Origin of the sequence: Bacillus sp. KICET-1 (assembly GCF_027721405.1) — a bacterium.
GTDB classification, from domain to species: domain Bacteria; phylum Bacillota; class Bacilli; order Bacillales; family Bacillaceae; genus Bacillus; species Bacillus velezensis.
On the sequence record NZ_CP113515.1, the window covers coordinates 940,672 to 964,411 of the forward strand.

A 23,740-nucleotide genomic window follows, 5' to 3' on the forward strand; every position below is an offset into this window, starting at 1 on the left:
TGTTTGGTGGAGTGTGGAAAAAATGGGAGAATATATTATGGTTATCGGCGCTCATCCCGACGATGAACTATTGGGATCAGCGGGCACCATAAAACGGCTGATCAATGAAGGATATAAAGTGATTTCCATTATTACAGCATTAGGAAGAAAAGAAGAAGCTCATCATATTAAACAATTGGGCGAACGCGCGAATCAAGAGCTTGGAATTGAGAAAGTCATCTTTTTGGAGCATACGAATTTAGAGCTGGAATGTATCCCTCTTCATAAGCTTGTCAAAGAATTAGAGCAGCTCATTCGCGTCTATCAGCCTGAAAAAATCTTTACACATCATTACGGCGATGTCAATATGGACCACCAGAGAACATTCCAAGCAGTTTTAACAGCCGCCAGACCGCTTCCGAATCAAAAGCCTATCGAACTGCTTACGTTCGAAACGCTATCTTCAAGCGAGTGGGAGAGGAATACGGCTGATAAACTCTTCAAACCTAATTACTTCGTTAACATCACAGACACAATGGATGCCAAACTCGCGGCGCTTCACCACTATGACGTAGAAATGAGGGATTACCCTCATCCCCGTTCATATGAAGGCGTTACACATTTAGGAAGAGTCAGAGGGATGACGGCGGGTGTGGAATACGCCGAAGCTTTTGAAGTCGTGCGGAGGATCTGGAAATGATCAAGACATTTTCCGTCCCGTATCCGTATATGGTTCAGACGCTTGACCGCTACTACGGGGTCAAAACGCGCCCTCAAAAAAAGGCGGCAGTAAAGACACAGTTGAAACATGAACATCATATTCCGCGGTTATACAGGAAAAAAAAGAAGTTATCCATTTTGATTGCCACGTTTTGGGACTACCCGCACACGGGCGGTTTATCAAACTATATTAAAACGCTTAGTGAAGGCCTGAAAAAGAGGGGTCATAAGGTCGATGTCATCTCCCCTAATCTGTTTCCGTCCGCACAGGTAAAAGAACTGCGGGCGGCTGTTGTTCCGAAGTTAAAAGATTTCTTTAAGGACAGATATGGGGATTATAACAATCATATTTTGAAAAATAATAGGCTGATGTTTATATACGAGCAAATGCTTCAAAAGATTCATTTGGAAAGATATGATGTGTTTCATGCTCAAGATTTATTTACAGCCAATATATTAGGCAGATTCAATCAAATCTATAAGAAACCTTTATTTTTCACACCGCATGGCATGTTTACTTTCAACAGACTTAAATTTCACATCTTTAAAAAAGGATCGATAGAAGAGTTTTATTATAAAAAACTAGAGATGAAAGCCATTGAATACGCAGATCGCCTGATTATTATCAGCGATACGTTCCGCAGCCCGCTCATGAAGCTCGGAGCCGAACAGGAAGACATGACAACGGTGATCACAGGAATCGATTACGATGCAAAAACAGGCGGGAAAAGAAAAATCCCGCTGCCGAAAAATAAGATCATCATCTCGTGTATTGCAAGATTAGGCCCGAGAAAAGGACATAATCATTTGCTTGACGCACTTTCACGAATTCCGTCTGATCTGCTTGAACATGTTGAAGTGCTGATCGCGGGCGACGGAGAGATGAGGAGCGCCTTAGAGGAACAGGCTCGAAAACTGAATCTATCTATGGTCTCCTTTTTAGGAAAAAGAGATGATGTTCCCGCTATTTTGAATATGACGGACATATTCGTACTGCCGACCATTAATGATAGTCTGCCGATTTCGATTATTGAAGCGATGTTCAGCGGCTCGGCTATCATCGCGACCGATTGCGGGGGTATTCCGGATCTGATCCGCCATAACAAAACGGGACTTATTGTCGAACCGGGAAATGCAAAGGTTCTTGCCCGGGCTTTAGCATTTTTTATCTCTAACAAATCTGCGCGGGAGAAGGCTGCTTCAAACGCAAAGGCCTACGCGGAGAAATATTTAAGCAGTGAGACGATGATAAAAAATATCGAATCGATTTATCAAAATACCAACAGCTCGGAGGGAGATCATGAAACATGAACATGCAGCCGTTGTACTTGATTTCAGTGCAAACGGGATTGGGATCATTCGCAGTCTTGCCCGAAGAGGAATCGATGTTTACGCGTTTGACACGGAGGGACCTTATCGTATCGGAAAATCAAGATTGGCAGATTGCGGGATATGTCCCAGCCCTTTAACAGAAGAGGAAGAACTGCTGACATTTCTGACTGATTTCGGGAAGCGATTCCAAGCAAAGCCGGTTCTGTACGCAGGATCTGATGATTATGCGGGATTTATATCTAAATTCCGCGAGACATTAGCCGGTTTTTTTTTATTTTTGCTCCCGAGCCGCTCTCTGTTAGAAACGGTTTTAGATAAAAGCAAAGCATATGAATTAGCGGTCAAGCATCACATCCCCTGCCCGAAAACCTTTTTTCCGAACAACCGGGATGAGCTGGAAGAGGCCATCGCCAATATTGACTTCCCGTGTATTTTAAAACCGGTGGCCGGCCATGAATACAGAAAAAAAGTAAACAAAAAAGCAATTGTAATGAAGGATGCCGCACAATTGCGCAAGGAGTTCAGCTCCTACAGAGAAAATGGAGAACTGCTCGTGCAGGAGATCATCCCCGGAGACAACCAGTGTTTTTATAAAGTCGCCACTTTTTATGATGACCAAATGAAATTAATGGGCCTATTCTCTCTGCAAAAGAACCATCAATTCCCTGCTGATTTTGGTGCGGGGGCCCACGTCGTCAGCAAACGGCTTCCTGATTTAATCGAGAAAACCCTGCCGTTTTTTGAAGCGATTCAGCTGAAGGGAGTAGGCATGGCGGAATTTAAAAAGGATCCCCGGGACAATGTTTACAAGTTTATCGAAATTAATCCGCGCTTTTGGCTCAGCCATAGCCTGACAGAACCGGCAGGCATTCATTTCGTTTACATGTACTATCTGTATTTGACCGGGCAGCATGTGAAGCCCCAGCTCGAACAAAAAGACGGAATCAATTGGATTTATGAGGTGCGTTATTTCTTAACGTTTTTGAAGAAACGAAAAAGAGGAGAAATGACGTTCCGGGATTTTTGGAAAGGGTGTAAAGGAAAAAAAGAGTACGCTCTTTTTGCTTGGAATGACCCGATGCCATTTATCAGAAACACTTGGTCTCATCTCAAAAACAGCTGGAAACGGAAGCGGAAGGAAGATCGGCATGTATGAAAAGGAGATTTTGTATGGCGCATTTCAAAAACTGAGAATTGACGAAAAACTGTCGTATTCGTTCGGTGAAAGGGCTGCGGTGAATCCGGATGACATCACATGCCTGAAATCAACAGACAGAAGCTCCATTTATAAACTGTTTGTAAAGAAAAAATCCGGCACTGTTCCGCTGATATTGAAGGTATATAAATCTTCCCGTGAAAAAAACAAGATCGAGATTAATATATACGGGAAAGCCCGTTCTGTTTTAGGGGATTTGCTGCCGGATATCTATCTTATAGAAGAAAGTGACCATGAAACGTGGATATTTATGGAGTTTGTCAGCCAGATCAGGGGACAGCTTACATTTCACCCGAAGCATTTCAAGTATATTATTCCGTCTGTCGCAGAACTGCACAGCCGCACCTTTGAAAACAAGAATATTTCTGATGGTAAATGGCGGTCGTGGCTGCCGGTATATGAATCGGAAACCATGAGAAAAGGGCGTAAAAAGCAGATCAAAAAGACAGCGGAATTTTTGGATAGAGCGCTTAAAGATGAGCGCACAAAAGATATCGTGAAGCCTCATTATCGGCAAATCACAAACTTGCTTGAGCAGGAGGAGCCGGATTTTTTCCCTGAATTGATACAAAACGGCTCAGCCATCACACACGGTGATCTTCATATGCAGAATATCTGCACCCACGATGCGTCCGGACATGAACCGTGGGATATTCAATTCATCGATTGGGAAGCCGCAAAATACGCGCCGGTTTGGTTTGATATGACGGTGCTGGTTGAAATTCTGCTTGGTTTCAGAAAAGATTGGAGCCGGCACGCAGAAGATATTCGAACGTATTGCGTAAAAGTGTATACGAAAGAAATGAAAAAGCGGGGCATTCATTTTCAGACCCCTCCTATGACGCTTTATAAAATGGCTTATTTGCAGAGAACACTTGAGAAAGGGCTTCATACCCAATTGCGGAGAATCTTCGACAATCGGGGAGGAGAACTGCTGCCGTATCATGTTGACAAAGTGTCAAAATGGGGACGGGAATTAGGATTATAAGTTTGAGAGAGGGGGAGCGGATGTGAAAGAAGAGATCGGCAAGCCGAACGATCTGGTGCCTCTAGCCTTATTGCGCGCCATGGATCAATTTTACGGGATCGAATATCAAGGTGAGCCAGAGATGCTGTATTCGTTCTGTGCGGAAGGAAAAAGCTCCCCCAAACGAAAAAAGCCATTGCGTATTCTGTACGCAACCTTTCTACGTTACCCGAATGTCGGAGGGTTGGCGAGCTATATCACATCAATTAAGACGGGTTTTGAGCGCATCGGTCATCAAGCGGATGTCATCTCGCCGCTCCAAATGCCGCCATCTTTTTTTCAGGAAGATATCCCGCGGGCCGCTGACGAGATCAGAGCGTTTCTTGTTGGCAGATACGGCGCCGCAAACGAAAAGTTTGTGAAGAATCTCAGCTATTTACATGTCTTTCAAAGATTTTTGAAGGAGAAAGACTTAGAACAATATGACCTGTTTCACGCGCAGGATTTATTTGCGGTATTTTTGCTGGGATACCTTAATCAAACGTATCAGCGTCCTCTTTTTTTCACGCCGCACGGACATTTTACGAAAAGCCGGATGAAGTTTCATAAAATCCAAAAGGGTTCAATAGAAGAGGCATATTTCAGTGAAATAGAAAGGCAGGGTATTCGGGCTTCGGATAAAATCATTACAATCAGCGACTCCTTTCACGAGCCCTTGCTGGAGTACGGAGCGAAGGAGGCTCAGCTGACGACTGTTCATACCGGCATTGACATTCAGGATGCCCCTGAGTCCAAACGTGCTGAAAAGCTCGTGATTGCGTGCGTTTCCCGTCTGACCGAGCGAAAAGGACATGATGTGATGCTGGACGCTCTCGCCCGCATCCGGCACCATTTATCCGGAGTTGATATATGGATCATCGGAGACGGAAACATGAGAGGGTTTCTGGAAGAAAAGAAACGGAAACTGGGCCTCTCAAATGTGTTTTTCTTCGGAAAACGACGTGATGTGCCGGCGCTTTTGGCTGAATCATCTATATTTGTCCTGCCGACATTGAATGATAATTTCCCTATAGCGATCATCGAAGCGATGTTCTCAGGTCAAGCCATTGTCGCAACTGACTGCGGAGGAATCCCTGAGATGATCCGGCATGAGGACACAGGGCTTATCTGTCAGCCCGGCAACAGCCGCGAACTTGCTGATGCTCTCGTAATGCTGATTACGGATCAGTCTCTCAGGGAACGGCTTGGAAAAGAAGCGCGCTCCTATGCCGGCCGGCATCTGCGTCAGGAACTGATGGTTTCAAAAATAGAAAGTATTTATCAATCATTTTTCTGAATGATACCGGCGCCGCATGGCAGGTGCTTCAAGAGCAAAATAAAGAGGCCGGCGTTTAACTATCCAGCCTCTTTCCGAACTATTTTTTCATCTCATACAGAGTCTGCTGACTTTGTTCGCCCGGGCCGCCTGTCATTCCTTGCCGGGCTGAGCTTGTTTTTCCGGTGCTGTATTGGTCAGCTGAGATTTTTGTGCCGTTCTTTTTAATCCATGAGACAAGCTTTGTGTTGCCTGAACTGTTTCCGGATAATAAGAAATACTTCACTTTTCCATCATCAACAAGTTTTTTCAGCTGTGAGACGGTTAAAATCGGATCGGTTCCGTTAAAGCCTCCGAGTGCCATGACTGATTCATTCGTATGGATGATATAAGGCGCCGCAGTCACCGTGGTGAGCGTTGCAAACAGATATTCCTCACCTGTCTGATGCTTTTTCAAATAAGACAGCAGGCCTGTATCCACTTCAGAGGTGAACATATTGCCGCCGTTTGAGCTTTTCAGCTGCGGGCCGGATTCGGGTATGACGCTGTTTCCGCCGTAAAGGATCGGCGTGGCTGACCAGTACAGCGGCGTGAGCATCAACACACACATGGTGATCACGGTCAGTTGTCTGCCGAACGGCTTGTGTTTCATCACAATGAGGGCAGTGACAGTGCCGAGCCCCAACAGTCCGAGGATGTACATCCAAGTGCTGCCGATCTGGTTTGTATACCCGCTTACGATGAAGACCTGAAAACCGGCGGTGAGAAAGACACCCGCAGGCAGCAGCCAGCCCATCCAGCCTTTATTATGCTTGTATAAATCATATAAGGCCCGCCAGCCGATTCCGGAAAGGGCTGCGATCGGAGGCGCCAGCATGATTAAGTAGTACGGATGGAAAAAGCTTGCGATGCTGAAGAAACCGGCGGCAGGCACAAGCCATGCTGTCCAAAACATCGTTTCTTTCATTTCCTCCGCTTTTTTCCGGCGGTTTCTGTACCAGCTGATGACGGCGCCGAACAAACCGGTGAGCGCAAAAGGCAGCATCCAGCTGATTTGCCCCGATAATTCAGATTGGAAAAGCCTGAGCGCACCCGGGGTACCGTTGCCGTACATGTTCATACTCATGCTTTTTCCGCCGCCGGGGCCTTGTGAGCCGCCGTTTTGTGCCGGAGGAGTTCCGCTCCCTTGCGGTAAGGCCGCGTTCTGTCCGGATGGCTGCCGGGGCATTTGAACCTGCCCGTTTTTTCCCTGAGGAGCGCTGCCGCCCATTGCCGGGCTGTTCGTTCCCGGAGGCTGCATGCCCATCCCTTCCTGCATCACGCTTTTTCCGCCGGTCATGCTGCCGTGAGAAAGGCCCGTCGTCTGCCCGAGCAGCCTTTCCGTCCCGTTATATCCGAATGCCAGCTCCAGCACGGAGTTTGTCTGGCTGCTGCCGACATAGGGGCGGCTTGATGCGGAAATGGAATCAACGGCTGCCGCCCATGAGACGGAGAGCGCCAGGAGAACGGCTGAAGAAGCGAGAAGTGAGATCAGTTTTTTCTTAATGGATGTGTGTGATGCAATGAGATAAAAAAGCAGAAAAGCCGGAAGCACGATGTAGGCCTGCATCATTTTCATATTAAAGGCAAGACCGACAAGTGCGAATGCGGATAAGAGCCAAATGATTTTGCCGCGTTTCACCGCGCGCATCAAACACCAGGAACCGAGAAGCAGTGTAAAGACGAGCATGCTGTCGAGATTATTCGTCCGGCTGACGGCCGCCGCAATCGGCGTCAGCGCCATGACAAAAGCGGCGATTCTGGCCGCGCCCGTGCCGAACGAAGGCTTTATCATGAAATACAGCAGCAGAACGGAACCGAGCCCCGCCAAAGCCTGAGGAAGAATCACGCTCCATGTATGTACGCCGAAGACCAAAGCGAAAATCGTTTGAATCCATAAAGCGACAGGCGGTTTGTCTACCGTGACAAAGCCGGACGGGTCAAAGGATGCGTAGAAGAAGTTGTGAAAGCTTTGCGTCATGCTTTTGACGGCAGCCAAATAATACTGGTTGGCGGCATCATCCTGCCAAATGCCGTACATATTCAAAGCCGCCGCTGCTGATAAAATACCGATAAGAACGATGTCCAGTCGTTTTGTTTTCAATGGTTTCACCTCTTTTGTGACCCCATTGTAAAAAATAAATATGAAAAAGTTATGAATAAACGATAACGATTTAAAGAATGTTTTACCAAAATTTTCTTCACGAAAAAAAGAGGCGGAAAGCCATCGCTTCCGCCTCCCGCACATATATATGAGAGAGCGGCCTTTATTTGTGATCGTTCTCTTTTTGGATTTCAGCTAATTTGGCAAGCAGAATGTGCTGAGGCATGTGCATGATTCTCTCAAGCGGCATATTCAGTGATTCTGCGAGCTTTTGCGCCGTTTCGGCGGAAATTTGCAGCGGTTTCATGTGATCACTCCTTCCGTTTCTTTATTGTACTAAAATCAGAAATCTATCGTAAGGGGATATGACAAAGGAATGGAGGTTTGAAAAGCGGGGCTTTATAACAGAATGGGGGAGGTTTTTTATGCAATCGCCATTGATGTTATTACAGCTGAAGCTGGCTGATTATCAGAAAAAAGCCGCAGAACTGCGGACAATTGACGAATTTATCATACTGAAACAGACATTGCAGGACATGATGAAAGTATTCGCCGCCTTTGAAGAATGGGAGCTGTATCAAAAAACGGCCGATCTCATGGCGCAGACGGTGCTGCACATCCGTTTCATCGAATAAGGAAAAGCCCTCGCTCGGGCGAAGGCTTTTCTTAAAAGGACCGTTCTTCTTCAATGTTTTTATGCTGATCATAAATGACAAGCTTAGACGGGCTGTTCTCTTTAGCCGTCTGCTCCGCTTTCTCGATCGCCGCGTCCTTCGATGTATAAAGAGCCGTCGGCGCCACATTTTCCACCTTCACAAACCATCCGTCCGCATCAACACTGGGTGTTACTGCATATGTTTTCATCCTTCTTACCTCCCGGTTTCGATTTATTTATTTGTTTCCCGGCATTCGGAACGGCAAAACACATAACCCTCTCCTCCAAATACAGGGAAAGTGATATTTTTCTATTCTTTTTCATGAGAAATGGTAAAATGGAGTTTGGATATTTTTTAAGGAGAGGACGGTGCTTAGCATGACAGACCTTCTGAATGATCGGCTGCCGCCGCAAAACATAGAAGCTGAGCAGGCCGTGTTAGGTGCTGTTTTTTTACAGCCGTCTGCGTTGACACTGGCTTCTGAAGTGTTGATTCCGGATGATTTCTACAGAATGTCACATCAAAAAATTTACAATGCCATGCTCGTGCTCGGAGACCGCGGTGAACCGGTTGATTTGGTCACGGTAACGTCAGAGCTTGCGAATACCGATTTGTTAGAAGAGGTGGGCGGCGTTTCTTACCTGACGGATATCGCGAATTCCGTTCCGACAGCGGCTAATATAGAATATTACGCGAAAATCGTTGAGGAAAAATCCATTCTCCGCCGTTTAATCAGAACGGCGACCTCAATCGCCCAAGACGGGTATACGCGCGAGGATGAAGTTGAAGATTTATTAAGCGATGCGGAAAAAACGATTATGGAGGTCGCGCAGCGAAAAAATTCGGGCGCCTTCCAAAATATTAAAGACGTGCTTGTGCAAACATACGACAACATTGAGCAGCTTCACAACCGGAAAGGCGATATTACCGGGATTCCGACCGGCTTTATCGAGCTTGACCGGATGACCGCGGGTTTTCAGCGGAATGATCTGATCATTGTCGCAGCCCGTCCGTCTGTGGGAAAAACGGCGTTTGCCTTAAATATTGCGCAAAACGTGGCCACCAAAACGGATGAGAGCGTCGCGATATTCAGTCTTGAGATGGGTGCCGAGCAGCTTGTCATGCGTATGCTCTGCGCCGAAGGGAATATTAACGCCCAAAATCTCAGAACGGGTAATCTGACGGAAGAAGATTGGGGCAAGCTGACGATGGCGATGGGAAGCCTGTCAAACAGCGGTATCTTTATAGATGACACCCCCGGCATCCGCGTCAGCGAAATCCGTTCAAAATGCCGCAGACTGAAGCAGGAGAACGGATTGGGCATGATTTTAATTGACTACCTGCAGCTCATTCAGGGAAGCGGCCGTTCGAGCGACAACCGTCAGCAAGAGGTATCGGAAATTTCACGGGCGCTAAAAGCGCTGGCGCGGGAGCTCGAAGTCCCGGTCATCGCCCTGTCTCAGCTCTCCCGGGGTGTTGAGCAGCGGCAGGATAAACGTCCGATGATGTCAGATATCCGTGAGTCGGGAAGTATTGAGCAGGATGCCGACATCGTCGCCTTCCTGTATCGTGATGATTACTATGATAAAGAATCCGAAAACAAAAACATCATCGAAATCATTATCGCCAAACAGCGTAACGGCCCGGTGGGCACCGTCTCACTGGCTTTTGTGAAAGAATACAATAAGTTCGTAAACCTGGAAAGGCGCTTTGATGACGGCGGTGTTCCGGCAGGTGCGTAAAGCCTCAAGCAATGTCTTGAGGCTTTTTTTCATCCGAAAGAATGAGAGAATGCCGTCCGTTCGGCAGACGAAAAAAAGAAAGCGCTTTTATATAATGGCATTAAGGGAGGGATGATGATGACAATTGAATTTCCGCATTTTCAAGCGGCCCAAATCCGGATTGCCCGGCCGACCGGACAGCTTAAGGAAATCATCAGGTTTTATGAAGAAGGCCTCGGATTGAAGAGAATCGGCAGTTTTTCCGGACATGAGGGCTACAGCGGCGTCATGTTCGGCCTGCCGCATACGCAATATCATTTAGAATTCACCGAAGAAACCGGCTCGTCTCATCCGGCGCCCGTTCCGCACGGCGACAGCCTGCTTGTCTTTTACATTCCTGATCAGCAGGAGGTCATTCGCATCAGCACGAAATTAAAGCAGATGGGATATGAGGAGAAAGAACCCGAAAATCCGTACTGGGAAGAAAAAGGCGTGACCATCGAAGATCCTGACGGCTGGCGGATCGTCCTGATGAATACAAGCGGAATATAAATGACTGTCTGAAGAACCTGGGATACGGGTTCTTTTTCATGTTAAAGTATGAAAGTTTCGGGAGTAATAGATAGCAAATGAAAGAGAAAACGCTTTTAATCAGGTTTAAGGCGAACAAATATAGAATAATAAGATTTAAACGTTCGGATTTACGATTGACTTTCTGTTTCGGCACTGATACACTTAATTTGTTTGAATGAGATATCGTTTTGAAAGGTTAACGGAGGTGCACGGATATATGTCTTCAGTAGTCGTAGTAGGTACGCAGTGGGGCGATGAAGGAAAAGGCAAAATTACAGATTTCCTATCAGAAAATGCAGAAGTGATCGCACGTTATCAAGGCGGAAACAATGCAGGACATACCATCAAGTTTGATGGCGTCACGTACAAGCTTCATTTAATCCCATCAGGAATTTTTTATAAAGAAAAAGCGTGTGTCATCGGGAACGGAATGGTTGTTGATCCGAAAGCGCTCGTAACGGAGCTTGCGTATCTTCATGAGCGCAATGTGAGCACGGATAACTTGAGAATCAGCAACAGAGCCCACGTCATTCTTCCATACCATCTGAAACTGGATGAAGTAGAGGAAGAACGCAAAGGGGCCAACAAGATCGGCACAACGAAAAAAGGCATCGGACCTGCTTATATGGACAAAGCGGCGCGGATCGGCATTCGGATCGCAGACCTGTTAGATCGCGACGTGTTTGCAGAAAAGCTTGAGCGGAACCTTGAAGAGAAAAACCGTCTGCTTGAAAAAATGTATGAAACGGAAGGCTTCAAAATTGAAGATATTCTGGATGAGTATTATGAATACGGCCAGCAGATTAAAAAGTATGTATGCGATACATCCGTCGTCTTAAATGACGCGCTGGATGAAGGCCGCCGCGTTTTATTTGAAGGCGCTCAAGGGGTTATGCTTGATATCGACCAAGGGACATACCCGTTTGTCACTTCATCCAACCCGGTCGCCGGAGGGGTGACGATCGGTTCAGGCGTAGGCCCGACAAAAATCCAGCACGTCGTCGGTGTATCTAAAGCGTACACAACCCGTGTCGGTGACGGTCCTTTCCCGACTGAGCTGAAAGATGAAATCGGGGATCAAATCCGTGAAGTCGGACGCGAATACGGCACAACGACAGGCCGTCCGCGCCGTGTCGGCTGGTTTGACAGCGTTGTTGTCCGCCACGCCCGCCGCGTCAGCGGAATCACAGATCTTTCTCTGAACTCAATCGATGTGCTGACTGGCATTGAAACATTGAAAATCTGTGTCGCTTACCGCTACAAAGGTGAAGTGATTGAAGAATTCCCGGCAAGCCTGAAAGCCCTCGCTGAGTGTGAACCGGTATATGAAGAAATGCCTGGCTGGACGGAAGATATCACAGGCGCAAAAACATTGAGCGATCTTCCTGAAAATGCGCGCCATTATTTGGAACGCGTATCTCAGCTGACAGGTATTCCGCTTTCTATTTTCTCTGTCGGTCCCGACCGTTCACAAACGAACGTCATCCGCAGCGTATACCGCGCTAACTAAGAATTTGCAGCAAACAAGCCTCCGGTCATGGAGGCTTGTTTTTTATGTAGGAAAAAAATAATAGATTTTTTTCAAAAAAGTAGTTGCCACTTTCGAATGTTCTATGATATTATAAATCTCGTTGTTACGGAACAGCTTCAATAGAGTACTGCAAGAAAGCTTTTGTCTCAATGCTCTATGATACATAATCCGACACATCAAGAGCCATTAGCTCAGTTGGTAGAGCATCTGACTTTTAATCAGAGGGTCGAAGGTTCGAGTCCTTCATGGCTCACCACTTTTTATGGCCCGTTGGTCAAGCGGTTAAGACACCGCCCTTTCACGGCGGTAACACGGGTTCGAATCCCGTACGGGTCATTGATTTACTTTAGCGTTATTGCTAACTCCTTATTTGTCCTCGGAGGGCCGCCACGATACGGCTTTCCGGACAAATTACTGTAAGGTCCGGTAGTTCAGTTGGTTAGAATGCCTGCCTGTCACGCAGGAGGTCGCGGGTTCGAGTCCCGTCCGGACCGCCATTTTACTTTACTTTATAGTATAGAAAAGAAACATCTGGCTCGGTAGCTCAGTTGGTAGAGCAACGGACTGAAAATCCGTGTGTCGGCGGTTCGATTCCGTCCCGAGCCACTTACCCAAACGCATCTGCAATAGTAGGTGCGTTTTTTCTTTGTTATAAAAAAGGGAGAGCCGGCTTTTCAGCCGGCCCAGAAGAAGACGTCAAACAATAGACGGCGTTTATTTTCGTGAGGTTTCAAAAAAATATTATTTTTTAAAAGAAAATAAAAAACATGACAAAAGGATGGCAGTTCAATACGTTTTTGCGCTGTTCTCTTTAATTTTTTTATCTTTTGACCTGAAACCGTTATAATAGACGGGGAACGTTTTTCATGATCCGAATTGTGATCATCATGAAACATCAATAGATGAAATGAAGTCATTCTGGCAGGAGGAAAATCAAGATGATGGATAAGAAAATCCTTGTAGTCGATGATGAAAAACCGATTGCAGATATATTAGAGTTTAATTTAAGAAAAGAAGGCTATGACGTGCATTGTGCGTACGACGGAAACGAAGCCGTGGAAATGGTGGAGGAGCTTCAGCCTGATTTAATTCTTTTAGATATTATGCTTCCGAATAAAGACGGAGTTGAAGTGTGCCGGGAAGTCCGGAAAAAATATGATATGCCGATTATTATGCTGACGGCAAAAGACTCGGAGATTGACAAGGTCATCGGGCTTGAAATCGGAGCGGATGACTATGTCACGAAGCCTTTCAGCACGCGTGAGCTTCTGGCCCGCGTCAAAGCGAACCTGCGCCGCCAGCTTACGGTTGCGCCGGCTGAGGAAGAATCAGCTTCTAATGACATTCATATCGGTTCTCTCGTCATCTTCCCTGACGCTTATGTCGTATCAAAAAGAGAAGAAACGATCGAGCTGACTCATCGTGAGTTTGAATTGCTTCATTACTTAGCCAAACATATCGGACAGGTTATGACGCGTGAGCATCTGCTGCAGACTGTGTGGGGCTATGACTATTTCGGTGATGTGAGAACGGTGGATGTAACAGTGCGCCGTCTCCGTGAGAAAATCGAGGATAATCCGAGCCATCCGAACTGGATCGTCACAAGACGGGGTGTCGGTTATTACTTGAGAAATCCTGAACAGGACTAACCGGCGATGAATAAGGTTGGTTTTTTTCGGTCGATTCAGTTTAAGATCACGCTGATCTATGTGCTTCTCATTATCATCGCCATGCAGATTATCGGCGTGTACTTTGTGAAACAGGTGGAGAATTCTCTTCTCAAGTCCTATGAATTATCGTTAAATCAGCGGATTGACAATCTATCCTATTATATTGAGCAGGAATATAAAGGAGATAATGACAGCACCGTCATTAAAGATGATGTCAAACGGATTTTGAATGATTTTACGAAAAACAATGAAATACGGGAGATTACATTTGTTGATAAAAGCTATGAGGTCGTCGGTTCTTCGAGGCCTTATGGCGAGGAAATAGCGGGAAAACAGACGACTGACCCGATTTTTAAACGGATTTTCTCAACAAAACAGGCCTATTCAAAAAAATATTATGATCCTAAAAGCAAAAACAGAGTGCTGATTTCAGCAAAACCTGTCGTCACAGAGAATCAGGAAGTTGTCGGCGCGATTTATGTCGTGGCCAGTATGGAAGATACCTTTAACCAGATGAAAACCGTCAACTCGATTCTTGCTTCAGGAACAGGCTTAGCCCTTGTTCTGACGGCCCTTCTCGGTATATTTCTCGCCCGCACCATCACCCATCCGCTGTCGGATATGCGGAAGCAGGCGATGGAACTGGCAAAAGGGAATTTCTCCAGAAAGGTGCGGAAATACGGGCATGATGAAATCGGTCAGCTCGCAACGACGTTCAACCATCTGACGAGAGAGCTTGAAGATGCCCAAGCCATGACGGAAGGGGAGAGAAGAAAGCTTTCTTCCGTTATCGCGTATATGACGGACGGTGTCATCGCTACGAATCGCAATGGAGCTATTATTCTTTTAAACAGCCCTGCGCTTGAGCTGCTGAATGTTTCACGTGAAACGGCTTTAGAGATGCCGATTACGTCTTTATTGGGCATAAAAGAGAACTTTACATTTGAGGATTTAGTAGAACAGCAGGATTCAATGCTGCTGGAGATCGAACGTGACGATGAAACGACTGTACTGCGGGTGAATTTTTCCGTTATTCAGAGAGAGCACGGAAAAATCGACGGTTTAATCGCGGTTCTTTATGATGTCACCGAACAGGAAAAACTCGATCGGGAACGCAGAGAGTTCGTTGCCAACGTGTCTCATGAGCTGCGGACACCGCTGACGACCATGCGAAGCTATTTAGAGGCGCTTGCAGAGGGCGCGTGGGAAAACAAAGATATCGCTCCGCGTTTCTTAATGGTGACCCAAAATGAGACTGAGCGCATGATCAGATTGGTGAACGACCTGCTTCAGCTTTCTAAATTCGACAGCAAAGATTATCAGTTTAATCGGGAGTGGATTCATATGATCCGCTTTATGTCACTGATTATCGATCGTTTCGAAATGACGAAAGAACAGCATGTTGAATTTATCCGCGAGCTTCCGGACAGAAATCTGTACGTGGAGATTGATCAGGATAAAGTGACGCAGGTTCTCGATAATATCATTTCTAACGCACTGAAATACTCACCGGAAGGCGGACATGTCACTTTCTCAGTCGATGTGAATGAGAAAGAAGAGCTGCTTTATATCAGCGTAAAAGATGAAGGTATCGGCATTCCGAAAAAAGATGTGGAAAAAGTCTTTGACCGTTTCTACAGAGTGGATAAAGCGCGCACGAGAAAACTCGGCGGCACCGGGCTCGGCCTTGCGATTGCAAAAGAGATGGTTCAGGCGCACGGCGGAGACATTTGGGCCGACAGTGTAGAAGGCAAAGGAACGAAGATTACATTTACTCTTCCATATAAAGAAGAGCAAGAGGATGATTGGGATGAGGCGTGAAAATATAAAAACAGTCATACTGTCAGTGCTGGTCGTCATTAGTCTTGTTTTAACATGGGGAATTTGGACATTCCAGCCCAATTTTTCAGAAGGCACGGCCTCAACCAAATCGACTGTCCGGGAAAAGCATAAAATTGATAAAACGAGCCAAAAAGTGTCACAAACGGTAAAACCCCGGGATATGTTTATTCATACAAACGGCTCTCATTACAAAGTGAATGATGAGACGCTCTTTAATGACCTGTGGGCGGATTTGCCGCAATGGGAAGTAAAAGGGATGAAGGATATTTCCGATCAATACGACAAGCTGGGTTTTAAAAATTGGCTTTACGGCAGAAACGGCAATTCGGCAAAGCTCGATCTGCAATTCAATGACACCATTCCGATTGATTTCTTCCAAACGATGTTTAAATGGTCGAATCCGTCAATGGAATACAGCTCATTTGACCATATTGTCATTCCGTTTAATGAGAATAAGACAAATAAGAAGATTTATATGGTCTCATACAGCAAGCAGCTGATTTTGGAAGTGACTGTGGAATCGGCGAATTACCGCAATCTGATGAATGAGCTGTACAGCAAAAAGTCGAGTATGCCGTTATACCACCTCTATTCGGTCGGAAAAAGCAAAGAATTTCTCATGCCGAATGCGCGGTTTAATATGAAGGAAAAAGAATTTATCACTGAAACCATTAAGACGAACCTGTTTAAGCAGACGCTTTTTAATGATCCGAGCACGGTCAGAGAAGACCCGAATTACAATCGGAATGTGCTGACTGACGGAATCAGCCGTCTGGAAATCAATTCGACACAGCGGCAGATTCAATTCCAGCATCGGAACCTGGCACAAAGCGCTTCTTATCAAACAGGCGAGCTGATTAAGAAAAGTTATAAATATTTAGAGGATACGGGAAGCTGGACGGATCATTATCAATTTTTCAATGTGAGTGATAACCAGCAGCTGAGTTTCTACATGTTTAAAGATCAAATGCCCGTGATCAACAGCACGTCTAAGCCTTTCGGCTCCGGACCTGTTTTGACCCTGCAATGGGCCAATGACGAGGTTCTCAGCTACAAGCGGCCGAACTATGTTCTCGGACCGAATCCGATTAAAACAAAAGACGTAAAAATGATGAACGGCAATGAGGTTGTGTCTCTGCTGGAGCAGCAGGATAAATACGACGTGAATAAAATCGACCAGATCTTCCTGTCCTATCAAATGGTTTCTTCATCAACGAATGATCTCGTTGAACTGGAACCCGTCTGGAGTATGAAAATCAACGGGAAGATCGTCCCGATTACGAAAGATCTGCTGGGGAAGGAGGAGGACGATAATGGAGTGGAATAAGACAAAAACGATCTTCATCATTGCCTTCCTCATCCTCGATATTTTTCTCGGCTATCAGTTTTTTGAAAAACGCTCGAGCAGTGAATACGAAGTGATTAAAAATTCAAACGTGGAAAAAGACATGGAAATGGATCATATCACATTCGGCAACCTGTCTTCTGATTCCGCGACGGGCTACCGGCTGACGGCGGGCCAAAAGGTATTTACCGCCGAAGATATTGATGCTTTGAAAGATCAAAAGCCTTTAATGGAGATGCCGGCGGATGATCACAAGGTTACGACGCTGAAAATGAAATTTACCGATCCGGTCGGTTTATCGAAGCAAAAAACGCAGGAGGATGCGGAATCGCTCGTCAGCTCTAAAGTAACCGGCGGTGAAAAATATAAACTGTGGAAAGTCGACAAGGATAAAAAACAGATCATTTTTTACCAGATGTATGACGGCCAGTTTATTTATCAGGATTTTGACTCGTCCACGGATGCGATCGGACAGGTGATTCTGCATCTGAACGATAAAAACGAGGTCGTATCTTACGAGCAGACCATGCTGGAGTCATTCAAGCGAATCCAGACGGAGAACCTGATTCCTGAGCTGGATGCGGTCGAATTATTGTATTCTCAAAATTACTTAAAAGCGAATTGCGCCGTTAAAAGCGTTAAGTTCGGCTATATTGCCCAATATCCGCTGACAAGTACGCAGGTGCTGGCGCCGGTATGGAGAATTACAATTGAAGATAAGTCAAAAGGGACGAAGAAAAAGACACTGCAAACGTACACTGTGAACGCATTGGAAAGCACAGTCATTGATAACAATCAAAATAAATAATGGAGTGAGACACAATGGGCTTGCAATTTAGCGTGCTTGCGAGCGGGAGTACCGGAAACGCGTTTTATCTGGAGACAGAGGAGCACTCTTTTCTGGTGGATGCCGGCCTGAGCGGTAAAGCGATGGACGGGCTGATGGAGAAAATCGGCCGCAAGATAGACGACGTCGACGGCATCTTTGTCACTCATGAGCACAGCGACCATATTAAAGGGCTCGGCGTCATTGCGAGAAAGTACGGTCTTCCCGTCTACGCGAATGAAAAGACGTGGAAAGCGATGGAGAATCAGATCGGCAAGCTGGATACCGGACAAAAGTTTTTGTTCCCGATGGAAAGCGTGAAATCCTTCGGCGGGCTTGATGTTGAGTCATTCGGCGTCTCTCATGACGCGGCTGAGCCGATGTTTTATGTTTTCCACTACCAAGGCAGAAAGCTCGCGCTGATGACGGACACCGGGTATGTGAGCGACAGAATGAAAGGCATTATCCGTTCGGCCAATGTGTTTGTGTTTGAAAGCAACCATGATGTCGGCATGCTGCAAATGGGCAGATACCCTTGGAGCATTAAGCGGCGGATTTTAAGCGATGTCGGCCACGTCTCGAATGAAGACGCGGCGCTCGCCATGACTGATGTCATCGGCGACGGCACATCGCGCATCTATTTGGCGCATCTGAGCCAGGACAACAATATGAAGGAACTGGCGAGAATGTCCGTGCAGCAGACATTGGCTGCGAAAGGATTTGTCGCCGGGGAAACGTTTCAGTTATTTGATACCGATCCGAAAATCCCGACGCCGCTGTGCGCCGTGTAATTTTTCCAAATGAATCATGATTATTAATCCGCGATCTGACCCACACTATAAGCAAATCGAGTACTCTTGAAAGGATTTGAGATAGGGTGGATTATAATCGCGATGATGAACAGTACGCCTCCGAACAGCCCCGCCGCAGCAAGAGAGGGTACTTTCTATCAAGTCTGATCGGCGTCATCGTCGGGGCCGCGCTCATGGCTTTCCTGCTGCCGTACTGGACAGGCGGAGACCATGGAGAAAGCAGCAAAAGCACCAGCCAGCGTCTCGGCAGCGAACAGGTGAAAACAGTCAACGTAAATGTCAACGATGCTGTCACGAATATGGTCAGCCGTGTATCAGATTCGGTAGTCGGTGTTCTCAATATCCAAAAGACCGATATTTGGGGAGAGGGCGGCGAAGCGGGAAGCGGATCGGGCGTCATTTACAAAAAGAACGGAAACACTTCTTATATCGTAACCAATCACCATGTCATTGCAGGTGCGACTGAAATTGAGATCAGCCTGAAGGATGGCTCACGCGTGCCTGCTGAACTGATCGGGAGCGACCGTCTGATGGATCTTGCCGTGCTGAAGGTGAAGTCTGATAAAATCAAATCGGCCGCCCAGTTCGGCAATTCTGATCAGGTCAAAGTCGGAGAACCGGTCATTGCGATCGGAAATCCGCTCGGGCTTGAATTTGCGGGATCAGTGACACAGGGGATCATTTCAGGCACGGAAAGGGCAGTGCCCGTTGACTCAAACGGCGACGGACAGCCGGATTGGAATGCGGAAGTGCTGCAGACCGACGCCGCGATTAATCCCGGCAACAGCGGAGGCGCTTTGATGGATATATCGGGCAAGGTGGTCGGCATCAACTCAATGAAGATCGCTGAATCCGCCGTTGAAGGAATCGGCCTGTCCATCCCGTCAAAGCTTGTCATTCCCGTTATTCAGGATTTAGAAAAATACGGAGAAGTCAGACGGCCTTTCCTCGGTATTGAGATGAAATCCTTAACGGATATTGCGAGCTACCATTGGAGCCAGACGCTGAAACTTCCGAAAGGCGTTAAAACCGGGGCGGTCATTATGGGTGTCGATGCGTTTTCACCGGCCGGAAAAGCGGGTTTGAAAAAGCTCGACGTGATCACCGGGTTCGACGGACATAAGGTCAATGACGTTGTGGATCTCCGTGAGCGCCTGTATCGCAAAAAGATCGGCGACCGTGTGAACATCACGTTCTACCGTTCGGGAAAGAAAAAAACAGCGGAAGTCAAACTGACAGAAGCGGATCGATTACAGAAATAAAAAAACAGCCCGGACATCCGGGCTGTTTTTTATTGATTTATTTGTTAATATTATACTATTATGAAAACGGGGAGGTGAAACACATGAAAACGGCTGATGTGATCATCGTATTGAATGAAATTGAAGGTGAATGTGAAGGAAGAATTATTTTAGAATGCAGAATTTAAGAAAATGAAACATGTCATATCAAACGTCCTTTTTCAGGGCGCTTTTTTTATGCCTTTTTTCAGAAGCCATAAAAAAGAACTGAACGTGGGTCACAACACGTTCAGTTAAAAATGGGTATATTTAGAAAAAGGTAGACATGAACTTAGAACTTTGTGATTGAAACAGACTGGTGCTGCTGAATTGAAGCGGCAGATGAAACTGCCGGCAGCTTATTTTTTGTTATTTACAGATGGCTCCGTTTTGAGCGTTTACTTTCACCGTTTGTTCCGTATGGTTTTGGGCAGTGATTTTCACGATGTACTTGTAGACGCCGTTTTCTTTCTTCATTTCAGACGATTTCACAGCGCCTTTGCAATGGCTGAGCGCGATGGAATGCGCTTTTTTAGAAGCGATCATCACTTGTTTTTTCTGCACTTCTTCTTTCAGGATTTTTCCGCTTTTGCCGTCCATGTGGAGCGTATGAAGCTTGCCGTCCTGGCCGAATATGCTGACAACATAGACTGATACGCCGTTTTCTTTTTTCATTTGAGCGGATTTCACAGCGCCTTTGCAATGGCTGAGTGCGAACGATTCCGCTTTTGCACGGGTCATGTGTTGCTGGTTATTCTTTATATCATGTTTGACGATTTTGCTGTTTTTACAATTGATATGGAATGTGTGAAGCTTCCCGTCTTGTCCTGACACCTGAACCACGTAAACCATAGCGTTATGTTCGGTCTTCAGCTCAGAAGACTTCACTGTTCCTTTGCAATTCTTCACGGCGATTTTTTCAGCGCCGGATTTTGAGATGAATTGCTGTTTCTTTTCAATTTGATGTTTCACGACTTTTCCGCTGGAGCTGTTGACATTGACGGTGTGCTGCTTTCCTTTTACGTCAAGGACGTTGACAACATATACGTAAGCGCCGTTGACTTTTTTCATTTGCGCTGATTGAACGGCGCCTTTGCAGCTGCAGTTTTTCAATGCGGTCTCTTTCGCTTTAGAGATAGAAACGGAAGCCTGCTGTTTCGTTTCCACTTTCGTCTGCGCTGCGTCATCCTTATGAATGACAGCCGCATGCGCTGAAGTTAAAGAACTGATTGAAAGTATGGTCCCCAGTGCAGCTCCTGATAAAACTTTTGTAATTCCCATCATATATTCCTCCTTAAACATTTCATTGTTGGCTTCCCAACTAAGGCTTATTGTAAAGACCCAAACTGAAAACAACATGAATCTAAGCTGAAAACTTCCTGAATTCAGCGGATTTTCAGCTTAGATTCAGTTTTGTTTCAGATAAAAGCGAATAATAGAAGGGGAAATGAAAAAAATAAACACAGGCTGATACATCTAAGGAGAGACTGCATCATGGATAAGTTGAAAGGCATCAAGGTGCTGATTGTAGACGACGAGCCCGCCATCATTGATTTTTTAACGATGGGGCTTGTCAATGAAGGGTTTGAAGTGATGTCCGCGGCAGACGGGATGTCGGCGATGAATCTTGTGAAAACATTTCAGCCTCATATTGCCGTTTTGGACGTGATGATGCCGGGAATGGATGGGCTTGAGCTGTCAAGGATGCTTAAGAAAACAAGCAATACCGCCATCATCATGCTGACCGCGAAGGATGAAGTAGAGTTTCGCGTAAAGGCGCTGATTGAAGGCGCTGATGATTACATGATCAAACCGTTCAGCTTTGAGGAGCTGCTTGCCAGAATTTACGCAAGAATCCGCAACCAGTTTCCGCATCTTTTCGATGAGGTGGTGCTCGGCCCCTTCCGAATCGATGACCGGAGCAGAGAGATTTTTTACAATGAACAGCCTTTGAAGCTGTCCGCCACCGAATATGAACTGCTGAAATGTTTAGTGCTCCACCACGGAACGGTTCTCAGCAAAACGAGGATTCTCGATCAGGTATGGGGCTATGATTTTTACGGGGAAGACAATATCGTCGAGGTGTACATCCGTTCTTTGCGCGAAAAGCTGAAGGACAAAGAACACAAGGTGATTCGCACGGTTCGGGGCGCCGGGTACAGGGTGGATCTGGCATGAAACGGCTGTACAGAACCCTGCGATTCCAGCTCCTGTTCAGGTCACTGGCGATTTTGGCCTTGCTGTTATGTTTCATCGGCGGCACTCAGTACATGTTTATGACACGGACGATGTATGAAAATCAGGCGATCAGCATTCAGAGTTATATCAATTCAATGGATCAAAGCGTATGGAGGTCAATCAAAACCCTTGCCCGTTCCGAAACATCGGCTCATCCGAATTTGATTTACCCAGGGGTGACGGTTGCTTTTATCAATCAATCATACAAGATGTCTGTTTTATCAGAAGACCCGCACGCGGGGGCCGCTCCTTCTTTCCCGAAAAAAGTGTATCAGGATGCGCTGACAGATACAATGGCGCTTCACTATCAGGTGGCTCACAATAAGGCGGGTGAGGAAATCATCGTCGTGTTTCAGGCGATTTCCGTTGACGGCAGGCAGGCGGGAGTTGTGCAGATGAGCACGCTGACCCAGCCTCTGAATGATTCGCTTTTCCGCCAGATCAGCATTTTCGCGGTGCTTTCCTTTGCGGCTTTGGTCATCGGACTGTTTGTTTTCTTGCCGGTGATCCGGCTCACACTCAAGCCGCTGTCCCGCATTGTGCGTATGATGGGTGACATTCATGCCGGCAGTCTCGATAAACGGCTGCCGATCGATAGGAAGCAGGCCGAAATTGAGTCATTGGGCATTTCCATCAATCAGATGCTGGAACGGATTGAAACCTCTTTTCAGGCGGAAAAAGAAGCGAAAGAACGAATCCGGCAGTTTGTATCAGACGCATCACATGAGCTGAGAACGCCGCTTACCTCCATTCACGGCTTTATCGAAATTTTAATGCGCGGAGCGGCGGAGAAGCCGGAGCAGAAAGAAAAAGCGCTTCAAAGCATGTACGCGGAATCCGCCAGGGCGAATAAGCTGATAGAGGATCTTCTGTTTCTCGCGAAGATTGACCAGGTGCCGAGCTTTGAAATGAAAAAAGGCGCATTGGGAGACGTCATTTTGGAAATGGAGGCTCAACTGAAGCTGCTCGCGAGAAACCGGAAGCTCGAGTTCTTTGTCGATCAAAAGATAGAAGCCGTTTTTGACAAAGACAAAATGAAGCAGGTCATTCTCAATCTATTTTACAATGCGGTGCAGCATACGGATGAAGACACGGGTGTCATCACCGTCTCCCTGCAGAAAGACGGAGGAATCATGCTTATGATTGCGGATAACGGAACGGGAATCGCTCCGGAGCATGTGCCTCATTTGTTTGACCGGTTTTACAGGGCGGAAACCTCCCGATCCCGTCAATCCGGCGGCGCGGGGCTGGGTCTTGCCATTACAAAAACCATTATCGACAGCCATAACGGAACAATTGAAGTGAAAAGTGAGCAGGGAAAAGGCTCCGTGTTCATCATCCGGCTGCCGGGATAAACCGGGAAGCAGGAAGAAATATCACAATTTATATATAAATTCCAAATTTTCAAAAAATAACTTGTCCTTTTCCAAAATTGATGATAATATCTAGTTATTGGTAAAGGGGGTGTGTACTGATGAAGATTGAAGAACTTGATCTTGATACAGAAACAGCAAGCTTGGTGCATCGCTGCTAGTAAAGCCGTGACTCCCCTCATTGGGGAGTTATTATCTTTC

21 protein-coding genes and 4 tRNA genes are annotated in these 23,740 nt (G+C 46.4%); 21 read left to right on the forward strand and 4 right to left on the reverse strand.

Going from position 1 to position 23,740, the window contains the following annotated elements; genetic code table 11:
* The first annotated feature begins 22 nt into the window (after positions 1 to 22).
* Genes OVA33_RS04850 through OVA33_RS04870 form a run of 5 tightly spaced genes read left to right on the forward strand, consistent with a single transcriptional unit; the run spans position 23 to position 5,550 of the window.
* A complete protein-coding gene (locus OVA33_RS04850) occupies positions 23 to 679 on the forward strand; it encodes a PIG-L deacetylase family protein (RefSeq protein ID WP_017418490.1) in 657 nt (218 codons plus the stop codon).
* Positions 676 to 2,010, forward strand: coding sequence for a glycosyltransferase family 4 protein (locus OVA33_RS04855; protein WP_063636575.1), 1,335 nt, complete (start codon positions 676 to 678; stop codon positions 2,008 to 2,010). The genes OVA33_RS04850 and OVA33_RS04855 overlap by 4 nt, the downstream gene beginning before the upstream one ends.
* Positions 2,000 to 3,187, forward strand: coding sequence for a carboxylate--amine ligase (locus OVA33_RS04860; protein ID WP_128974160.1), 1,188 nt, complete (start codon positions 2,000 to 2,002; stop codon positions 3,185 to 3,187). Before OVA33_RS04855 ends, OVA33_RS04860 begins: the two co-directional genes overlap by 11 nt.
* A complete protein-coding gene (locus tag OVA33_RS04865) occupies positions 3,180 to 4,235 on the forward strand; it encodes a phosphotransferase (RefSeq protein WP_025650090.1) in 1,056 nt (351 codons plus the stop codon). Before OVA33_RS04860 ends, OVA33_RS04865 begins: the two co-directional genes overlap by 8 nt.
* Before the next feature lie 22 nt (positions 4,236 to 4,257).
* Positions 4,258 to 5,550: a glycosyltransferase family 4 protein gene (locus OVA33_RS04870; RefSeq protein ID WP_104843012.1), complete on the forward strand. Its 1,293-nt coding sequence runs from the start codon at positions 4,258 to 4,260 to the stop codon at positions 5,548 to 5,550.
* Between the two features lie 79 nt (positions 5,551 to 5,629).
* Here OVA33_RS04870 and OVA33_RS04875 read toward each other — a convergent pair whose 3' ends face one another.
* Positions 5,630 to 7,672, reverse strand: coding sequence for an ArnT family glycosyltransferase (locus tag OVA33_RS04875; RefSeq protein WP_025650088.1), 2,043 nt, complete (start codon positions 7,670 to 7,672; stop codon positions 5,630 to 5,632).
* Between the two features lie 163 nt (positions 7,673 to 7,835).
* The gene (locus OVA33_RS04880) at positions 7,836 to 7,979 is read right to left on the reverse strand and encodes a YycC family protein (protein WP_014306172.1); all 144 of its coding nucleotides are present in this window, start codon (positions 7,977 to 7,979) and stop codon (positions 7,836 to 7,838) included.
* A 118-nt stretch (positions 7,980 to 8,097) separates the two neighbouring features.
* Between OVA33_RS04880 and OVA33_RS04885 the strand changes: the two genes are divergently transcribed.
* Positions 8,098 to 8,307 carry a hypothetical protein gene (locus tag OVA33_RS04885; protein WP_014306171.1) on the forward strand — a complete coding sequence of 70 codons (210 nt, stop codon included), beginning with the start codon at positions 8,098 to 8,100 and terminating at the stop codon, positions 8,305 to 8,307.
* A 31-nt stretch (positions 8,308 to 8,338) separates the two neighbouring features.
* Here the strand turns inward: OVA33_RS04885 and OVA33_RS04890 are convergent, their stop codons facing one another.
* Positions 8,339 to 8,536: a DUF2188 domain-containing protein gene (locus OVA33_RS04890; protein ID WP_007407900.1), complete on the reverse strand. Its 198-nt coding sequence runs from the start codon at positions 8,534 to 8,536 to the stop codon at positions 8,339 to 8,341.
* A 169-nt stretch (positions 8,537 to 8,705) separates the two neighbouring features.
* Here OVA33_RS04890 and dnaB point away from each other — a divergent pair, with 169 nt between their 5' ends.
* From dnaB to OVA33_RS04955, 13 genes are all read left to right on the forward strand, one after another.
* Positions 8,706 to 10,070, forward strand: coding sequence for a replicative DNA helicase (gene dnaB / locus OVA33_RS04895; RefSeq protein ID WP_004393100.1), 1,365 nt, complete (start codon positions 8,706 to 8,708; stop codon positions 10,068 to 10,070).
* A gap of 117 nt (positions 10,071 to 10,187) precedes the next feature.
* Positions 10,188 to 10,601, forward strand: coding sequence for a VOC family protein (locus tag OVA33_RS04900; RefSeq protein WP_017418495.1), 414 nt, complete (start codon positions 10,188 to 10,190; stop codon positions 10,599 to 10,601).
* A gap of 238 nt (positions 10,602 to 10,839) precedes the next feature.
* Positions 10,840 to 12,132, forward strand: a complete 1,293-nt coding sequence (gene purA, locus OVA33_RS04905) for an adenylosuccinate synthase (RefSeq protein ID WP_004393102.1) — start codon at positions 10,840 to 10,842, stop codon at positions 12,130 to 12,132.
* Positions 12,133 to 12,333: 201 nt separating this feature from the next.
* Positions 12,334 to 12,409, forward strand: a tRNA-Lys gene (locus OVA33_RS04910).
* An 8-nt stretch (positions 12,410 to 12,417) separates the two neighbouring features.
* A tRNA-Glu gene (locus OVA33_RS04915) sits at positions 12,418 to 12,489 on the forward strand.
* 84 nt (positions 12,490 to 12,573) lie between these two features.
* Positions 12,574 to 12,650: transfer RNA gene (locus OVA33_RS04920), tRNA-Asp, on the forward strand.
* Positions 12,651 to 12,686: 36 nt separating this feature from the next.
* Positions 12,687 to 12,759: transfer RNA gene (locus tag OVA33_RS04925), tRNA-Phe, on the forward strand.
* 335 nt (positions 12,760 to 13,094) lie between these two features.
* The gene (walR, locus tag OVA33_RS04930) at positions 13,095 to 13,802 is read left to right on the forward strand and encodes a cell wall metabolism DNA-binding response regulator WalR (protein WP_004393104.1); all 708 of its coding nucleotides are present in this window, start codon (positions 13,095 to 13,097) and stop codon (positions 13,800 to 13,802) included.
* 6 nt (positions 13,803 to 13,808) lie between these two features.
* On the forward strand, positions 13,809 to 15,644 hold the full coding sequence (walK, locus tag OVA33_RS04935) for a cell wall metabolism sensor histidine kinase WalK (protein WP_004393106.1): 1,836 nt from the start codon (positions 13,809 to 13,811) through the stop codon (positions 15,642 to 15,644).
* Positions 15,634 to 16,992: a two-component system activity regulator YycH gene (gene yycH, locus OVA33_RS04940; RefSeq protein WP_014419341.1), complete on the forward strand. Its 1,359-nt coding sequence runs from the start codon at positions 15,634 to 15,636 to the stop codon at positions 16,990 to 16,992. The genes walK and yycH overlap by 11 nt, the downstream gene beginning before the upstream one ends.
* The gene (locus tag OVA33_RS04945; RefSeq protein WP_017418497.1) at positions 16,979 to 17,818 is read left to right on the forward strand and encodes a two-component system regulatory protein YycI; all 840 of its coding nucleotides are present in this window, start codon (positions 16,979 to 16,981) and stop codon (positions 17,816 to 17,818) included. The genes yycH and OVA33_RS04945 overlap by 14 nt, the downstream gene beginning before the upstream one ends.
* Positions 17,819 to 17,832: 14 nt before the next feature.
* Complete coding sequence (locus OVA33_RS04950; RefSeq protein WP_007407895.1) at positions 17,833 to 18,627, forward strand: MBL fold metallo-hydrolase; 795 nt, start codon at positions 17,833 to 17,835, stop codon at positions 18,625 to 18,627.
* 86 nt (positions 18,628 to 18,713) lie between these two features.
* On the forward strand, positions 18,714 to 19,910 hold the full coding sequence (locus tag OVA33_RS04955) for a S1C family serine protease (RefSeq protein ID WP_014419339.1): 1,197 nt from the start codon (positions 18,714 to 18,716) through the stop codon (positions 19,908 to 19,910).
* A 387-nt stretch (positions 19,911 to 20,297) separates the two neighbouring features.
* Here the strand turns inward: OVA33_RS04955 and OVA33_RS04960 are convergent, their stop codons facing one another.
* Positions 20,298 to 21,209, reverse strand: coding sequence for a PepSY domain-containing protein (locus tag OVA33_RS04960; RefSeq protein ID WP_017418499.1), 912 nt, complete (start codon positions 21,207 to 21,209; stop codon positions 20,298 to 20,300).
* Between the two features lie 213 nt (positions 21,210 to 21,422).
* Here OVA33_RS04960 and OVA33_RS04965 point away from each other — a divergent pair, with 213 nt between their 5' ends.
* Both OVA33_RS04965 and OVA33_RS04970 read left to right on the forward strand, forming a co-directional pair.
* Positions 21,423 to 22,106, forward strand: coding sequence for a response regulator transcription factor (locus OVA33_RS04965; protein ID WP_014419337.1), 684 nt, complete (start codon positions 21,423 to 21,425; stop codon positions 22,104 to 22,106).
* Positions 22,103 to 23,521 carry a sensor histidine kinase gene (locus tag OVA33_RS04970; RefSeq protein WP_017418500.1) on the forward strand — a complete coding sequence of 473 codons (1,419 nt, stop codon included), beginning with the start codon at positions 22,103 to 22,105 and terminating at the stop codon, positions 23,519 to 23,521. Before OVA33_RS04965 ends, OVA33_RS04970 begins: the two co-directional genes overlap by 4 nt.
* The last annotated feature ends 219 nt before the right edge of the window (positions 23,522 to 23,740 follow it).

What these genes read in the sequence shown, in the direction of transcription:
- walK (WP_004393106.1), top strand. Translation starts at nt 13,809, where the DNA reads ATGAATAAGGTTGGTTTTTTTCGGTCGATTCAGTTTAAGATCACGCTG.
- OVA33_RS04890 (WP_007407900.1), bottom strand. Translation starts at nt 8,536, where the DNA reads ATGAAAACATATGCAGTAACACCCAGTGTTGATGCGGACGGATGGTTT.
- OVA33_RS04855 (WP_063636575.1), top strand. Translation starts at nt 676, where the DNA reads ATGATCAAGACATTTTCCGTCCCGTATCCGTATATGGTTCAGACGCTT.
- OVA33_RS04885 (WP_014306171.1), top strand. Translation starts at nt 8,098, where the DNA reads ATGCAATCGCCATTGATGTTATTACAGCTGAAGCTGGCTGATTATCAG.
- OVA33_RS04960 (WP_017418499.1), bottom strand. Translation starts at nt 21,209, where the DNA reads ATGGGAATTACAAAAGTTTTATCAGGAGCTGCACTGGGGACCATACTT.
- OVA33_RS04950 (WP_007407895.1), top strand. Translation starts at nt 17,833, where the DNA reads ATGGGCTTGCAATTTAGCGTGCTTGCGAGCGGGAGTACCGGAAACGCG.
- OVA33_RS04880 (WP_014306172.1), bottom strand. Translation starts at nt 7,979, where the DNA reads ATGAAACCGCTGCAAATTTCCGCCGAAACGGCGCAAAAGCTCGCAGAA.
- purA (WP_004393102.1), top strand. Translation starts at nt 10,840, where the DNA reads ATGTCTTCAGTAGTCGTAGTAGGTACGCAGTGGGGCGATGAAGGAAAA.
- OVA33_RS04945 (WP_017418497.1), top strand. Translation starts at nt 16,979, where the DNA reads ATGGAGTGGAATAAGACAAAAACGATCTTCATCATTGCCTTCCTCATC.
- OVA33_RS04970 (WP_017418500.1), top strand. Translation starts at nt 22,103, where the DNA reads ATGAAACGGCTGTACAGAACCCTGCGATTCCAGCTCCTGTTCAGGTCA.
- OVA33_RS04900 (WP_017418495.1), top strand. Translation starts at nt 10,188, where the DNA reads ATGACAATTGAATTTCCGCATTTTCAAGCGGCCCAAATCCGGATTGCC.
- walR (WP_004393104.1), top strand. Translation starts at nt 13,095, where the DNA reads ATGGATAAGAAAATCCTTGTAGTCGATGATGAAAAACCGATTGCAGAT.
- OVA33_RS04965 (WP_014419337.1), top strand. Translation starts at nt 21,423, where the DNA reads ATGGATAAGTTGAAAGGCATCAAGGTGCTGATTGTAGACGACGAGCCC.
- yycH (WP_014419341.1), top strand. Translation starts at nt 15,634, where the DNA reads ATGAGGCGTGAAAATATAAAAACAGTCATACTGTCAGTGCTGGTCGTC.
- OVA33_RS04860 (WP_128974160.1), top strand. Translation starts at nt 2,000, where the DNA reads ATGAAACATGAACATGCAGCCGTTGTACTTGATTTCAGTGCAAACGGG.
- OVA33_RS04865 (WP_025650090.1), top strand. Translation starts at nt 3,180, where the DNA reads ATGTATGAAAAGGAGATTTTGTATGGCGCATTTCAAAAACTGAGAATT.
- dnaB (WP_004393100.1), top strand. Translation starts at nt 8,706, where the DNA reads ATGACAGACCTTCTGAATGATCGGCTGCCGCCGCAAAACATAGAAGCT.
- OVA33_RS04850 (WP_017418490.1), top strand. Translation starts at nt 23, where the DNA reads ATGGGAGAATATATTATGGTTATCGGCGCTCATCCCGACGATGAACTA.